The organism is Gordonia sputi NBRC 100414 (assembly GCF_000248055.1).
Taxonomy (GTDB): domain Bacteria; phylum Actinomycetota; class Actinomycetes; order Mycobacteriales; family Mycobacteriaceae; genus Gordonia; species Gordonia sputi.
The window spans coordinates 1-13,711 of sequence record NZ_BAFC01000007.1 but is presented as its reverse complement, the minus strand read 5'-3'; the positions used below and the strand labels follow the sequence as shown (position 1 = coordinate 13,711).

Annotated in this window: 10 protein-coding genes; 9 read left to right on the top strand and 1 reads right to left on the bottom strand. The window is 65.8% G+C overall.

Annotation, left to right across the window (positions count from 1 at the left end; genetic code table 11):
* Window positions 1–23 precede the first annotated feature (23 nt).
* Both GOSPT_RS01190 and phoH2 read left to right on the top strand, forming a co-directional pair.
* The gene (locus tag GOSPT_RS01190; RefSeq protein WP_005202023.1) at window positions 24–896 is read left to right on the top strand and encodes an acyl-ACP desaturase; all 873 of its coding nucleotides are present in this window, start codon (window positions 24–26) and stop codon (window positions 894–896) included.
* Window positions 897–1,223: 327 nt separating this feature from the next.
* Complete coding sequence (phoH2, locus tag GOSPT_RS01185) at window positions 1,224–2,531, top strand: RNA 5'-3' helicase PhoH2 (protein WP_005202022.1); 1,308 nt, start codon at window positions 1,224–1,226, stop codon at window positions 2,529–2,531.
* Window positions 2,532–2,954: 423 nt separating this feature from the next.
* Here phoH2 and GOSPT_RS01180 read toward each other — a convergent pair whose 3' ends face one another.
* Window positions 2,955–4,346, bottom strand: a complete 1,392-nt coding sequence (locus GOSPT_RS01180; protein ID WP_005202020.1) for an NAD(P)/FAD-dependent oxidoreductase — start codon at window positions 4,344–4,346, stop codon at window positions 2,955–2,957.
* 200 nt (window positions 4,347–4,546) lie between these two features.
* On the opposite strand from GOSPT_RS01180, the gene GOSPT_RS01175 reads away from it, so the two are divergent.
* From GOSPT_RS01175 to GOSPT_RS01145, 7 genes are all read left to right on the top strand, one after another.
* Window positions 4,547–6,199: an amidohydrolase gene (locus GOSPT_RS01175; protein ID WP_039854268.1), complete on the top strand. Its 1,653-nt coding sequence runs from the start codon at window positions 4,547–4,549 to the stop codon at window positions 6,197–6,199.
* The gene (locus GOSPT_RS01170; protein ID WP_005202017.1) at window positions 6,196–7,311 is read left to right on the top strand and encodes an ABC transporter ATP-binding protein; all 1,116 of its coding nucleotides are present in this window, start codon (window positions 6,196–6,198) and stop codon (window positions 7,309–7,311) included. Before GOSPT_RS01175 ends, GOSPT_RS01170 begins: the two co-directional genes overlap by 4 nt.
* Complete coding sequence (locus GOSPT_RS01165) at window positions 7,308–8,492, top strand: polyamine ABC transporter substrate-binding protein (RefSeq protein WP_005202016.1); 1,185 nt, start codon at window positions 7,308–7,310, stop codon at window positions 8,490–8,492. The genes GOSPT_RS01170 and GOSPT_RS01165 overlap by 4 nt, the downstream gene beginning before the upstream one ends.
* The gene (locus GOSPT_RS01160) at window positions 8,489–10,342 is read left to right on the top strand and encodes an ABC transporter permease subunit (RefSeq protein ID WP_005202015.1); all 1,854 of its coding nucleotides are present in this window, start codon (window positions 8,489–8,491) and stop codon (window positions 10,340–10,342) included. Before GOSPT_RS01165 ends, GOSPT_RS01160 begins: the two co-directional genes overlap by 4 nt.
* An 85-nt stretch (window positions 10,343–10,427) precedes the next feature.
* Window positions 10,428–11,252, top strand: a complete 825-nt coding sequence (locus GOSPT_RS01155) for an SDR family oxidoreductase (protein WP_005202014.1) — start codon at window positions 10,428–10,430, stop codon at window positions 11,250–11,252.
* Window positions 11,253–11,295: 43 nt separating this feature from the next.
* Window positions 11,296–12,561: an acyl-CoA dehydrogenase family protein gene (locus GOSPT_RS01150; RefSeq protein ID WP_005202013.1), complete on the top strand. Its 1,266-nt coding sequence runs from the start codon at window positions 11,296–11,298 to the stop codon at window positions 12,559–12,561.
* Between the two features lie 8 nt (window positions 12,562–12,569).
* The gene (locus GOSPT_RS01145; protein WP_005202007.1) at window positions 12,570–13,607 is read left to right on the top strand and encodes a phosphotransferase family protein; all 1,038 of its coding nucleotides are present in this window, start codon (window positions 12,570–12,572) and stop codon (window positions 13,605–13,607) included.
* Window positions 13,608–13,711: the final 104 nt, after the last annotated feature.

The following is a 13,711-nucleotide window of genomic DNA, read 5'->3' as shown; positions in this document are numbered from 1 at the left end:
TACGCATCCGTATCCTTGGCGCGGTGAACGTACTGAGCGAAGACGAACTGATCATCGCGCTGGAGAAGGCCCTCCCCGAGGTGGCCGAGGATCACCAGCTCGCGTCTGCCGTGTGGAATCCGCACGAGTACGTGCCGTGGGACGACGGCCGGAACTTCGCCTTCATGGGCGGCGACGACTGGGATCCCTCGCAGCAGACGCTGTCCGACGAGACCGCAGCCGCGCTGCTGGCGTTGCTGCTCACCAAGGACAACCTGCCGTCGTATCACCGCATCCTGGCCAAGTACTTCCCGGCGTTCTCCGACTGGCGTCAGCTCGTCGGCGTGTGGACTGCCGAGGACAACCGCCACGCGGTGGTCCTGCGCGACTACCTCGTTGTCCGCCGCGCAATTGATCCGGTCGACGCCGAGGAGCGTCGTCGAATCCACGTCACCGCCGGTTACCGCCAGAACGAGGCGCAGGTCGACGAACTCAAGCCGCTCGACGTGCTGGCACTCATGGCCGTGCACGAGGCGCAGAGCGTGAAGTTCATCGAGAAGATGCAGGCGTCGGTCGCCGACGACATCCTCGCGCAGATCCTGCACAAGGTCGCAGGTGATGACGAGGTGTCGTCGCGCACCTTCGTCAACCTGCTCGGCGCGGGACTCGTCGCCGACCAGGACACGGCCGTGATCGCGCTCGACAAGGCGCTCGCACGCGGACTCGACGAACCGATCGGATTCGACGTCGTCGACTTCGACGAGCAGCGCGCACTGATCGCCGACTACCAGGACGAGAGCACGATCGACGCGATCGCTGCGTCGATCGTCGATCAGTTGAAGCTCGGAAGTGTCGAGGGTCTGAACGACGAGGGTGCTGCGGCCAAGGCCAGAATCCTCGCCCGCGCCGGTCGCTGACCGCCGCATTCTCCCTGCTGACGGACGTATCGTCCCCGCGGCATCGCTTCTGCGCGTCGTGGTTCGACGATACGTCCGTTTACGCATATTTCACGTAGACACACCCGTTTACGACGCGCCGGAACGTCGTCATCCGCGTACGTTGACCAGTGACGGGCCGCGGGGAAGCGGTTCGTCCGGGAGGTTCACATCGTGGGTTGCACCAGCAGCACGAGGGGGCCGGCCCCGGTCCTCGTCCATCTCGGCTGACGCCGGGAAAAAGGACAAGAACCAGCCGGTCATCGAAGAACTGGTTTGTGCGGGTGCCGCACAAACGTAGGAGCCCACGTGACCACACGCACCTACGTCCTCGACACCTCCGTGCTGCTCTCAGATCCCTGGGCAGTCACACGATTCGCTGAACACCACGTCATCTTGCCGTTGGTCGTCATCAGCGAACTCGAGGGCAAACGTCACCACCACGAGCTCGGTTGGTTTGCACGTGAGGCATTGAGATTGCTCGACGACCTACGGCTCGAGCACGGTCGACTCGACGTCCCGTTGCCGATCGGCGACGAGGGTGGCACCCTGCAGGTCGAGCTCAACCACACCGATCCCGCGGTGTTGCCCGCCGGATTCCGCACCGACAGCAACGACTCCCGCATCCTCGCGTGCGCGCTCAACCTGCGCGCCGAGGGCAAAGACGTCACGCTGGTGTCCAAGGACACGCCGCTGCGCGTCAAGGCGGGTGCCGTCGGACTCGACGCCGACGAGTACCACGCACAGGACGTCGTCGTCTCCGGATGGTCGGGCATGGCGGAGCTCAACGTCGACCAGCCCGTCATCGACACGCTGTTCTCCGACGGGGTCGTTGATCTCGACGCTGCACGAGAACTGCCCTGCCACACGGGAGTTCGGTTGTTGGGCCACGGCTCGGCGAGTGCACTGGGCCGGGTCAACGAGGCCAAGCAGGTCCAGCTGGTCCGGGGCGACCGTGAGGCATTCGGACTGCACGGGCGTTCGGCTGAGCAGCGGGTCGCACTCGACCTGCTCCTCGACGACAGCGTCGGCATCGTGTCCCTCGGCGGCAAGGCGGGCACCGGAAAGTCGGCGCTCGCGCTGTGCGCCGGCCTCGAAGCCGTGCTCGAACGTCGGACGCAGCGCAAGGTCGTCGTGTTCCGTCCGCTGTACGCGGTCGGCGGCCAGCAGCTCGGTTACCTGCCCGGCGGCGAGGCCGAGAAGATGGGGCCGTGGGCGCAGGCGGTGTTCGATACGCTCGAAGGCCTCGCGTCGCCCGAGGTTATCGAAGAGGTGCTGAGCCGCGGAATGCTGGAAGTGTTGCCGCTCACGCACATTCGCGGTCGGTCACTGCACGACTCGTTCGTGATCGTCGACGAGGCGCAGTCCTTGGAGCGCAACGTACTGCTGACGGTGCTGTCCCGACTCGGCACAGGCTCGCGGGTGGTGCTCACCCACGACGTCGCGCAGCGCGACAACCTCCGCGTCGGACGCCACGACGGCGTCGCGGCGGTCATCGAGAAGCTCAAGGGGCACCCGCTGTTCGCGCACGTGACCCTGACGCGCAGCGAGCGCTCGCCGATCGCCGCGCTCGTCACCGACATGCTCGAGGAGTTCGCCCCAGGCGCGACGTACTGACCGCGGGGTGGTCTCGACAGGCTCGACCAGCGGGGAATCCGCTGGTCGAGCAGCCGCGAGGGACGAGCGGCGTGTCGAGACCACTTGCGCGCGGCCGGGATTCGAGCGGTGTGGGGTGGTCTCGACAAGCTCGACCAGCGGTGAGGGCTCGGCCTGCGGGAAAGGCTCGATGAGCTCAGTTCCGGATTGAGCTGCGCGCATCATCCGCTGGTCGAGCAGCCGCGAGGGACGAGCGGCGTGTCGAGACCACTTGCGCGCGCCCGGGATTCGAGCGGTGCGAGGTGGTCTCGACAAGCTCGACCAGCGGTGAGGGCTCGACCAGCGGCGGGGTGGTCTCGACAAGCTCGACCAGCGGGGAAGCTCGACCAGCGGTTGGAGTTCGACCAGCGGGGAGGGCTCGACCAGCGGGAAAGGCGAGACCACCTACGCCCGCCCGGAGATCCGATCCGCCACGCGGGCAATGACATTCGACTTCGACGACGTCGAGGCCAGCTCTCGGCGGTCCGCGGCGCGGTAGGCGCCGTACATCGACGCGACCCCCAGCCAGCGCAGGGGTTCGGGCTCCCACTTCTTCGCGTGGTGCGCGACCCACGGCAGGTCGGTGAGTTCTGTCCGCTGCCCGACGACCAGGTCGCGCAGCGTGCGGGCGGCGACATTCGTCGTCGTGAGTCCCGACCCCACGTAGCCGGACGCCGAGCCGATACCCGTCGTCGGGTCGAAGTCGATCGACGCCGACCAGTCGCGGCTCACCCCGAGCACGCCGCACCACGCGTGTGCGATCTCGACGTCGACCGTCGCGGGGAAGAGCTCGTGCAGGGCGTCGACCAGTGACTGCGCGGTGCGCTCCTGGGTTTCGCCGTCGTGGTCGATCCCGGAGCCGTACCGGTAGGGGACGCCGCGTCCGCCGAGCGCGATCCGACCGTCGGCGGTGCGTTGCGAATAGGTGTAGGCATGTGCCGTCTCGCCGAGCAATTCGGCTCCACCCCAACCGATCTCGTCCCACATCGCGTCGGGTAGCACCTCGGTCACGATCATCGACGAGTTGAGGGGGAGCAGTGTGCGGCGTCGACCGGGCATGGTCGCGGTGAAGCCTTCGAGGCAGACCAGGATGGTCTCGGCACGAACGGTCCCGCGGTTGGTGCGGACCGATCGCGGACGGATCTCGATGGCGGCGGTGTCCTCGTGAATCGTCACACCTCGACGCTCGACGGCGTCGGCAACGCCGCGCGTGAGCTTCATCGGATTCACGCGTGCGCACTGTGGTGAGAACATCGCAGCCTGTGCACCACGGATCGAGAGTCGCTCCGCGAGGGCGGCGGCGTCGAGGTACTCCCAGTCGGTCGCATCGAGGTGATGTTCGGCATCGAGTTCGTCGCGCAGTCGCGATTCCTGCGCCGGGCACCGCGCGATGTGCAGCACGCCCGACTTCACGGCGTCGCAGTCGATGTGTTCGGCGGCGACGCGGGCGAGTACCTCGTCGACGCCCGCGCGCATGGTGGCGGTGAGTCGACGATTCGCCTCGAGGCCGTCGCGACCGCGCGACGCGGCGATGTCGGCGTAGTGCGACCGGTTGCCCGGAACCTCCGCCGACAACCAGCCCCCGTTGCGACCCGAGGCGCCGAAGCCGCAGAACTCCTTCTCGAGCACCGCGATGCGGGCGTCCGGAAGCGCCTCGCGCAGGTAGTACGCCGACCAGAGGCCGGTGAGTCCGCCGCCCACGATGGCGATGTCGACGTCGAGGTCTCCGCCAAGGGGCGAACGACGCCGGACGGGATCGATTGTCGAATACCAGAACGAGACATCTCCATTGCGCATGCCACAGACCGTAAGCCACCAAATGTTGCGAGCAGATTAAGAAGCATCCGTTCAGATGGTGAAAACCTGCGGAATCAGTGACGATTCTCCGCAAGTACATCGAATTTCGGTAGTCGATCCACCGCTTGGGGGAGCTTGTCGCAGTCGTCGGTCGTGAGGCCGTCGGCCCCGGCTGCCGGCACGGAAGGATCGCAACGCTCGTGGCAGTACCGCTTCCGGACACCGTTTTCCATTCGGGTCCGGTCTTCGACGGGCATCGACTTCACGACGGCATGGCGGTCGGCGTTCGCTCGGGGCGAGTGGTCGCGGTTGGCGCCGTCGAGCGTGTCGTGGCTCAGATCCCGTGGGCCGAGCGCGTCGACCTGAATGGACGGCTCCTGCACCCGGGATTCACCGATGCTCACATCCATGCGCTGTCAGCGGGCGTGGATCGCAACGCGTGCGACCTCACCGACGCCGAGGACGCCTCGCAGACCCTCGACGCGATCGCCGCGTACGCACGCGCCACCGACCGGGAGTGGATTGTCGGCTCGGGCTGGACGATGAGTCACTTCAATCGTGGCTGCCCCACCGCGACCGCCCTCGACGCCGTCGTCGCCGACCGACCTGCGTTCCTGCTCAATCGCGATCACCACGACGCCTGGGTCAACACGCGAGCCCTCGAACTCGCAGGAATCGACGCCACGACGCCGGACCCGTCGGACGGGCGCATCGAGCGAGCAGCGGACGGATCACCCACCGGGACGTTGCACGAGGGCGCGATGGACCTCGTCTCCCGGCTCGTGCCGCAGCCCGACGTCGACGAGCAGTACGCGGGCCTGCTCACCGCCCAGGAGTACCTCCACTCGCTCGGCATCACAGGGTGGCAGGAGGCCATCGTCGGCGAGTACCCCGGCATGGCCGACCTCGACTCGGTGTACACCGCCGCAGAGGAGTCGGGTGACCTCACCGCGGACGTCGTCGGTGCGTCGTGGCTGCCGAGAGACCTCGACCGCTGGGCCATCGACGACGTCGTCACGGGCTTCGCCACACGTCGGGCGAGCACCGCCGGTCGACGCTGGAGCATGCACTCGGTGAAGATCATGGTCGACGGTGTCGTGGAGAACCGCACCGCCGCGATGTCGGAGCCCTACTGTCACGACTGCGCGTGCGCGCCCGCCGACACCGGGCTGACCTACTTCGACCAGAAGGTGCTGACCGAAGCGGTCATCGCGTGCGATGCCGCTGGGCTCGACATCCACTTCCACGCGATCGGCGACGCCGCCGTCACCGCGGCGCTCGATGCTGTCGAGTCCGCGCGGGTCGCGAATGGCCTCACAGCCGGCCGACACCACATCGCCCATCTGCAGTTGGTTCGCCCTGAAGACCTGGGCCGCTTTGTTCAACTCGGCGTGACCGTCAACATGCAGGCGCTCTGGGCGTGCAACGACGACTCGATGGTGACGTTGGTGCGGGCCGCGATCGGCGACGAGCGTTATCAGTGGCACTACCCGTTCGGGTCGCTCGCACGGTCGGGTGCATCACTCGCGATGGGCAGTGACTGGGCGGTGAGCACCCCCGATCCCTGGGCCGCGATCTCGGTTGCGGTCAACCGCATCCCACCCGGAGAGGACGTCGAACCGCTTCTCCCCGCAGAGGCGCTCGACCTGACCACGGCTCTCGCCGCGTACACCAGCGGGTCGGCGCACCTGAACAGGCGGGGCCAGGTCGGGACGATTCGACCGGGAACACGCGCAGACCTGGTCATCGCTGACCGTAATCCCTTTGCAGGGCAACAAGATTCGCTTTGGCGCACCAGAGCCGACCTGACCGTCGCCGACGGTGAGATCGTTTATGAGAGGACCAACCCATGACCGCAGTCGAAGCCACGAAGCAGACGGAGGTGAGTGCCGCGCAGCGCGGCGCCATCTCGATGCACGGCGTGACCAAGATCTACGACAACGGCCACGTCGCGGTGACCGACATCGATCTCGACGTCGCCGCAGGCGAATTCGTCTCACTCCTCGGGCCTTCCGGCTGCGGCAAGACGACGCTGCTGCGCATGCTCGCGGGCTTCGAGCGTCCGACGAAGGGCGAGATCACGCTCGACGGCGCGTCGATCGTCAACGTTCCGCCGGAGCGTCGACCCGTGAATACGGTGTTCCAGTCCTACGCGCTGTTCCCGCACATGTCCGTCGCGCAAAACGTCGGATTCGGTCTGCGGCAACGCAAAGTCGCGAAGAAGGAGATCGGCCAGCGCGTCGCAGAAGCCCTCGAACTGGTGCAGATGACGCGGTTCGCCGACCGTAAGCCCGCCATGCTGTCGGGTGGGCAGCAGCAGCGCGTCGCGCTCGCACGAGCGCTCGCCAACCGGCCCGACGTCCTGCTGCTCGACGAGCCGATGAGTGCACTCGACCGCAAGCTTCGCGAGGAGATGCAGATCGAACTCAAACTGCTGCAAAAGGATCTGGGCACCACCTTCGTGTTCGTGACGCACGACCAGGAGGAGGCGTTGTCGATGAGCGACCGCATCGTCGTCATGAGCGAGGGGCGCGTCGCGCAGGTCGGTGACGGCAAGGACATCTATGCCAAGCCGGTCAACCGCTTCGTCGCCGATTTCGTCGGCAAGCAGACGTTCTTCGACGTCACCGGCGCGCTGAAAGACGGGCGACTGCCCACCACCGACGGACCCTTCGCCGTCGCAGACGATCTCGACGGTCTCAGTGGCGATCTCGTCGTCGCGATCCGTCCGGAGGCGATCTGGTTCGCCGAGGGACAGGCCGATATCGACGCCGCGGACAACGTCGTCTCCGGGACTGCGGCAGGCGTCTCGTTCCTCGGCGACTCCACCCAGGTCGTCGTCACCACCGACGCGGATACCGAGGTGCTGGTGCGTGGCGCAACCCGCAACTTCCCCGATCTTTCTGAGGGCCAGCGCGTCACATGCACGTTCTCGCAGGCGGATACGCGGGTGTTCACCAAATGAGAACTCAGCACGACATGGACACCGAGTCGACGACGGTGCGCGCGCTCGTTCCCAGGGCAGCGGTCTCGCGCATCACCCGACGCAGCTTTTTGGCCGGAATCGGCGTCACGGTCGCGGGTCTCGCGGTGACGGCGTGCGGTGGCGACAAGACCATCGCACCGTCGAAACCTCTCTCGGACGACGTCGAGGGTCAGCTGAACTACTACAGTTGGGGCGACTACGAGGACCCCGCCGATCTCGACGCCTACCGCGACAAGTTCGGGGTGCGCCTGCAGGTCGACGCCTTCGGCTCCAACGAAGAGATGATCGCGAAACTCGCTGCGGCACGCGGAACCTCGGGTTACGACGTCATCGTGCCGACCGGGGTCTACATCCCGCAGATGGTTGCGCACGGACTCCTCGACGAACTCGACCATTCGCGCATCCCCAATCTCGCGAATCTCGAAGAGCGGTTCTTCAATCCGCCGTGGAATCCACAGTCTCGCCACGCCGCCTGTAAGAACTGGGGCACAACGGGTTTCATGTATCTGAAGTCGCTGACCGACAAGACGCCGACGTCGTGGGCCGACTTCATCAGTCTCGCGCGGGGGCCTGCCAAAGGCAAGGTGAGCGTGGTCGAAGACCCGTGGGAGGTCGTCTCGATCGCGATGGGCGCGATGAACATCGACCCCAACACCACCGATGCCAAAAGCCTGTCGGCCGCGCGCAACATCTTGGTCAACCAACTCGCCCCGACCATCCAGGGCTACAACTCGTCGATCACGTCCATCGTGTCCGGCGGTTCGTACAGCCTGCTGCAGGCATGGAACGGCGACGCCCGGCTGACGCTGATGAACGAAAGTGACCCCGATAGGTGGGGATTCGTCTATCCGCTGCCGACGGCGAATCTCTTCACGGACAACTTCGCGATCGTGCGGGGCACCCAACATCCGGGGGCCGCGTACGCGTTCATCAACCACATGCTCGACCCCGAGGTGTCGTTCCGCGAACTCCAGTACATCGGATATCAGACGGGTGTGAAGGGCATGGCCGAGAAGGGTAAGGCAGCAGATCTGCCCTACCCGGAACTGCTGTTCCCCTCGGACGAGATCGTCGACCGGCTGGTCGTCGCGACCGTCGACTCCGCCACCCAGGAACGCACCGAGATCCTCAATCAGATGCAGGCGAGGAGTGCCCGATGACCACCGACATCCTGACGCCTTCACAGACCGGAAACCACCAACCCGAACCCGCTTCGGATACTCCCAAACCGCCACTGCGGCAACGACTCTTCGGCGCCGGAGGGCTGACCTTTCCCGCATGGGCGTATCTGGTCTTCTTCTTCGTCATCCCACTCGCGCTCGTCGTCTGGTACAGCTTCGGTTACAAGCCTGACCAGTTCACCACGTACGCGACCGACCGGCTGTCCCTCGACAACTACGGCGAGGCGTTCGGCGCGGACTATCGCTCGACCTTCACCAACACGCTGCAGATCGCGATCGTCGGAGTTGTGCTCACCCTGCTGATCGGCATTCCCTTCGCGTATTGGCTTGCGGTGAAGAGCAATCCGCGACGTCGACCGTTGTATCTCGCGTTGATCATCGTGCCTTTCTTCACCAACTTCCTCGTCCGAACGATCGGCTGGCAGATCACCCTCGCGCCGTCGGGTTGGTTGTCGAGCGCGATGCAGAGCGCGGGATTCGGCGAACTCGGCATCCTCTACACGCGTGCCGCCGTCCAGATCGGCGTCGTCTACAACTACCTGCCGCTGATGATCTTCCCGCTCTACGTCGCGATGGACCGGGCCGGACTCTCGCTCCGGGAGGCCAGCCGTGACCTGGGCGCCAACCGATGGACGACGTTCTTCCGGATCACATTGCCACTCGCGGCACCCGGTATCGCGTCGGGCGTGCTCCTGGTGTTCATCCCGCTGATGGGCGACTACGTGACGCCGTCGGTGCTCGGTGGGGCGAAGGGCACCATGGCGGGCCAGATGATCGCCGCGCAGTTCGAGACCGCGCAGAACTGGGCATTGGGTTCGGCGATGACGGTGTCGCTGATGCTCGTCGTGCTCATCTGTGTGGTGATCGCGGGCGTGGTGGTGCGAGCCGTCGTCACACTGCTCGACAGGCGCGTATTCAACGTGCCCGAGGTGGATACGGCAGGGGAGAAGCCGGGCCCGTTGGCGCCGTTGACGATGAAACCCATGCGGACCCAGCGAGATTGGTACACCTTCGCGATCAAGGCGTGGGCGGTGATCGTCTATCTGTTCCTGTTCCTTCCGATCGCGGTGATCGTGGTCTATTCGTTCAACACCGGCCGTCTGCTGCAACAGTTCGAATCGTTCGGCTTCACCGCGTACTCCGACGCCGTCACCAACGACACCATCGTGCGTTCGGTGCAGGTGTCGCTGGAGGTCGGCGTGCTCTCCGCACTGCTGGCAACGGTGCTCGGTGGGTTCGCCGGTATCGGAATCGGCATCTCGCGTCGGCCGCGATGGTGGTCGATCGGCCTCTTGGGGTTGCTCACCGTCACGCTCGTCACCCCCGATATCGCCGACGCCGTCGCCTTCCTGCCGTGGTACGTCACGCTCGGCGTCGACGGTGGCCTGAGCCCGTTCAACAACGGTCTCTTCCGACTCGTGATCTCGCATGCGGTGGTGTCGATGGTCGTGGTGACGTTCATCGTCCGGGCGCGAGTCGCGTCGCTCGATCCCGCGCTCGAGGAGGCTGCCGCCGATCTCTATGCACCGCCACTCGAGCGACTGCGCCACGTGATCCTGCCGGCGGCCATGCCGGGCATCATCGCGGGCATGCTGCTGGCGTTCACCTTCAGCCTCGACGACGTGGTGATCTCGACCTTCGTGCAGCAACCGGGGTACACGCCGTGGCCGGTCTACGTGTTCTCCAACGTGCGTGTCGCGCTGCGCCCGGAGGTCGCGGCGATGTCGACGCTGATGTTGGCGCTCACGCTGGCAGTACTCGCGATCTCCGCGGTGATCCTGCGTCGCAGCGGCGAGGACTCGAGTTCGATGGTGAAGATGCTGGGCTGACCGGGTCTGGGGGAACCTCGACCGAATCGAAAAAAGATCCACACCGTACTTGAACCTGAAATTGGGTTCAAGTACGGTTTCGTCTATGAACATCGACGGAAATGTTGCGATCGTCACAGGCGCGGCTGGCGGTATCGGTGCCGCCATCACGCGTGCGCTCATCGCGGGTGGGGCTCGGGTCGTTGCCACCGACCTCGACGACGACGCGCTCAAGCGCGCAGCGGCCGAGATTGATCCGAGTGGCGAGAACGTGGCGACGCTGGCCGGGGATGCGGGCTCGTCGACGCACATCGATGCGACCATCGCGCTCGCGGAGAGCCGGTTCGGTGCTGTGGACATCTACGTCGCGAACGCGGGCATCGGAGGTCGGCCGGGACTGTCGGCGTCGGATGCCGACTGGGACGTGGCGCTCAACGTCAACCTGCTCGCACATGTTCGTGCGGCGCGTCGCCTCGTTCCCGAATGGGTCGAACGCGGCAACGGCTACTTCATCTCGACGGCGTCGGCGGCAGGCCTGCTGACCCAGCTCGGGTCGGCCATCTACTCCACCACGAAACACGCCGCCGTCGCCTTCTCCGAATGGCTCAACGTCACCTACGGCGATGACGGCGTCAAGGTGAGCTGTCTGTGCCCGATGGGCGTCGACACCGCGCTGCTCCGTCCGCCGACGTCGCCGGACAACAGTGACGAAATGCTGATGCAGGCCGCCGTCGAGACCGCAGGCCGGGTGCTCACGCCCTCCGAGGTGGCCGAGGTGGTACTCGCAGCGATCGCCGACGACCATTTCCTGATCCTGCCGCACCCCGAAGTACTCGACATGTACCGCAACAAGGGTGCCGACTACGACCGCTGGTTGCGCGGGATGCGTCGGTACCAGAACACGCTCCGCGATCAGCTCACCAACGCGTGACACACCTGTTCTTCCGAAAGCCTTACACCACAAGGAGAATTTCATGAGTCTGTACGAGATGTCGCCGCGCGCAGCGGAATACCGCCAGCGCCTGCTCGACTTCATGGACCAGTACATCTACCCCAACGAGGCCGTGTACGAGCAGCAGATGCGCGAGCTCGACAATCCGCACGCCAACCCGCAGATCCTCGATCAGCTCAAGGAGAAGGCACGGGCAGAGGGACTGTGGAACCTCTTCCACCCGCACAAGGAGTGGGGACCGGGCCTGAGCAACCTCGAGTACGCGCCGCTCGCCGAGATCATGGGTCGCGTCGTCTGGTCGTCGGAGGTGTTCAACTGCAACGCTCCTGACACGGGCAACATGGAGGTGCTCACGCTCTTCGGCACCGACGAGCACAAGGAGCGCTACCTCAAGCCGCTGCTCAATGGTGAGATCTCGTCGGCCTTCGCCATGACGGAGCCCGCAGTCGCGAGTTCGGACGCCACCAATATCGAGCTCTCGATGGTCCGCGACGGCGACGAGTACGTGCTCAACGGGCGTAAGTGGTTCGCGTCCAACGCGGTTCGCCCCGACTGCAAGGTGCTCATCGTGATGGGCAAGACCGATCCGACCGCGCCGACGCACAAGCAGCAGTCGATGATGGTCGTACCCACCGACGCGCCGGGCGTCACCATCGTGCGCAACCTTCCCGTCTTCGGATATGTCGATCGCGAGAGCCACGGAGAACTTGTCTTCGACAACGTCCGCGTGCCCGCGGCCGACGTACTCAAGGGCGAGGGCGAAGGCTTCGCCATCGCACAGGCTCGCCTGGGACCCGGCCGCATCCACCACTGCATGCGGACCATCGGAATGGCCGAGCGCGCACTGGAATTGATGTGTGCGCGTGCCGCGTCCCGAGTGACCTATGGTGAGCCGCTCGCCGATCGCGCGAACATCCAGGACTGGATCGCGGAGTCGCGCATCGACATCGAGATGGTGCGTCTGCTCACCCTGAAGGCCGCCGACATGATGGACACCGTCGGAAACAAGGCCGCCGCCACCGAGATCGCGGCGATCAAGGTCGCCGCGCCCAACGTCGCGCTCAAGATCATCGACCGTGCGATCCAGGTGTACGGCGGCGCGGGCGTGACCGACGACTTCCCCCTCGCCATGGCCTACGCACACATTCGGACACTGCGACTCGCCGACGGTCCCGACGAGGTGCACAAGCGCTCGATCGCGCGTCGCGAACTGCGCCCGTACCGCACCGGACCGGTTCCGGAAACCGTTGCAGGCGTTTCGGATCAGGCTCTGGCCGCGCGGTGGTGAGTGCATCGGTGACTGATCTCGCCATCCCCGACGTCGACACCGATGCTTTGCTCACGTGGTTGTCGGACAACGGTATCGGCCTCGACGGCCAGGTCACGGCGACGAGAATCGGTGGCGGACAGTCGAACCTGACGTATCTGCTCTCCGACGGATCGGGTCGGCGCTATGTCCTGCGCCGACCTCCCGTCGGGCACCTGCTCGCGTCGGCTCACGATGTGGCGCGCGAGGCGCGCATTCTGTCGGCGCTCGCACCGACGGATGTGCCCGTACCCGAGGTGTACGGCGTGTGCACCGACGAAGCGGTGGCTCCGGTGCCGCTCGTCGTCATGGACTTCGTCGACGGCATCTCGTTGGAGAAGAAGGAGAATGCGGAGCTTCTTCCCCTGCCCGCACGCCGCAACGTCGGGACGTCGATGATGGAGACGCTCGCGCACATCCACGCCGTCGATCTCGATGCGACCGGTCTCACCGATCTCGCCAGCCACAAGCCGTACGCGCAACGCCAACTCAAGCGGTGGGCCGCGCAGTGGGAGAACTCGAAGACCCGAGAGATCCCCGAGGTGGATTCGCTGACCCGCAGGCTCGCCGAGAACGTCCCGGAGCAGCACGAGACGTCGCTGGTGCACGGCGACTTCCACATCCGCAACGTGATGGTCGACCCGACGACCGGCGACGTGCAGGCTGCTCTCGACTGGGAGCTGTCGACGCTCGGCGATCCGCTCGCCGACATCGGCAGCACCCTGGCGTACTGGCCCGAGGTGGGGGAGGAGATCCCCGGACGATTCAGCGCAGAGACCATGGAGGGTTTCCCGACCCCGGCCGACGTGGCAGCCGACTACCTCCGGATCACCGGGCGGGACCCGGAAGCGCTCAAGTACTGGCGGACGCTGGGGTTGTGGAAGGTCGCCATCATCATCGAGGGAGTCGTGCGTCGAATTCAGGACGACCCGACCAACCGCGCCGTCGTCGGAGCCCCTACCGCAGAGTTGGTCAACCGCTTCGTGGACAAGGCGAGCGCGATGGCCGACGAGGCAGGATTGGCGTGACCGGATACCGTTGATCGATCGAACTGCCCGGCCGGCAGCGACGTGAGGCCCGAGATTGCCGAGGAGACCCAGATGAGTACCGAAACCGACGACACCGCCGCGCA

What these genes read in the sequence shown, in the direction of transcription:
- GOSPT_RS01150 (WP_005202013.1), top strand. Translation starts at nt 11,296, where the DNA reads ATGAGTCTGTACGAGATGTCGCCGCGCGCAGCGGAATACCGCCAGCGC.
- GOSPT_RS01165 (WP_005202016.1), top strand. Translation starts at nt 7,308, where the DNA reads ATGAGAACTCAGCACGACATGGACACCGAGTCGACGACGGTGCGCGCG.
- GOSPT_RS01180 (WP_005202020.1), bottom strand. Translation starts at nt 4,346, where the DNA reads ATGCGCAATGGAGATGTCTCGTTCTGGTATTCGACAATCGATCCCGTC.
- GOSPT_RS01155 (WP_005202014.1), top strand. Translation starts at nt 10,428, where the DNA reads ATGAACATCGACGGAAATGTTGCGATCGTCACAGGCGCGGCTGGCGGT.
- GOSPT_RS01160 (WP_005202015.1), top strand. Translation starts at nt 8,489, where the DNA reads ATGACCACCGACATCCTGACGCCTTCACAGACCGGAAACCACCAACCC.
- GOSPT_RS01170 (WP_005202017.1), top strand. Translation starts at nt 6,196, where the DNA reads ATGACCGCAGTCGAAGCCACGAAGCAGACGGAGGTGAGTGCCGCGCAG.